The sequence below is a fragment of the Streptomyces sp. 13-12-16 genome, assembly GCF_002114215.1.
In the GTDB taxonomy this organism is placed as follows: domain Bacteria; phylum Actinomycetota; class Actinomycetes; order Streptomycetales; family Streptomycetaceae; genus Streptomyces.
This window is the reverse complement of sequence record NZ_NCTE01000858.1, coordinates 1-1,313: the sequence shown is the minus strand read 5'-3', so window position 1 is coordinate 1,313 and position 1,313 is coordinate 1. Positions and strand designations below refer to the sequence as shown.

The following is a 1,313-nucleotide window of genomic DNA, read 5'->3' as shown; positions in this document are numbered from 1 at the left end:
CGAGGAATACCTCGACAGCGAGAAGTACCAGCTCAAACACCGCGACTGGGAGACCGCCGAACGCCAGGGCCGCACCATCACCCCCCTCATCACCAAGCTCAACACCATCCGGCGCGAGAACCCGGCCCTGCGGCAACTGCGCGACATCCACTTCCACCACGCCGACAAGGAGGAGGTCATCGCGTACGCGAAACGGCGCGGTTCGAACACGGTTCTGGTGGTCGCCAACCTCGACCCCCACCACACCCAGGAGGCCACGGTCTCGTTGGACATGCCGCAACTCGGCCTGGACTGGCACGAGTCGGTACCGGTGCGCGACGAGCTCACCGGCGAGACCTATCAATGGGGCAGGGCCAACTATGTGCGCCTGGAGCCGGGGGGAGCGCATGTGCTCGTCGTCGGCCGGGCATCCGGGAGCGAGCCGCCGGGTGAGCACAGCCGTGTTCTGCGACCGTCCAGCCCGTCGATCGGAGGGTCACCCACAACATGATCGTCAACGAACCCGTCCCGGACACCTTCGAGGACACTCCCGCCAAGGACCGGGACCCGGACTGGTTCAAGCGAGCCGTCTTCTACGAGGTCCTGGTCCGCTCCTTCCAGGACAGCAACGGTGACGGCATCGGCGACCTGAAGGGTCTGACCGCCAAACTGGACTACCTGCAGTGGCTGGGCGTCGACTGCCTCTGGCTGCCGCCCTTCTTCAAGTCGCCGCTGCGCGACGGCGGTTACGACGTGGCCGACTACACCGCCGTCCTCCCCGACTTCGGCGACCTCGCCGACTTCGTGGAGTTCGTCGACGCGGCGCACCAGCGCGGGATGCGCGTGATCATCGACTTCGTCATGAACCACACCAGCGACCAGCACCCGTGGTTCCAGGAGTCGAGGAAGGACCCCGACGGCCCGTACGGCGACTACTACGTGTGGGCGGACGACGACAAGCAGTTCCAGGACGCCCGGATCATCTTCGTCGACACCGAGGCGTCGAACTGGACGTACGACCCGGTGCGCAAGCAGTACTACTGGCACCGCTTCTTCTCCCACCAGCCGGACCTGAACTACGAGAACCCGGCGGTCCAGGAGGAGATGATCTCCGCGCTGAAGTTCTGGCTGGACCTGGGGATCGACGGCTTCCGGCTGGACGCGGTGCCGTACCTGTACCAGCAGGAGGGGACGAACTGCGAGAACCTCCCGGAGACCCACGCCTTCCTGAAGCGGGTGCGCAAGGAGATCGACACCCAGTACCCGGACACGGTGCTGCTGGCGGAGGCCAACCAGTGGCCGGAGGACGTCGTCGACTACTTCGGCGACTACGC

1 protein-coding gene and 1 pseudogene are annotated in these 1,313 nt (G+C 65.8%); both read left to right on the top strand.

Annotation, left to right across the window (positions count from 1 at the left end; translation table 11 throughout):
* Positions 1-490, top strand: a pseudogene (locus tag B7767_RS30570) (alpha-1,4-glucan--maltose-1-phosphate maltosyltransferase); the annotation flags it as partial.
* Positions 487-1,313: alpha-amylase family glycosyl hydrolase (locus tag B7767_RS30565; RefSeq protein WP_256923629.1), on the top strand; the 827-nt coding region annotated here is incomplete at its 3' end. The pseudogene B7767_RS30570 and the gene B7767_RS30565, both read left to right, overlap by 4 nt.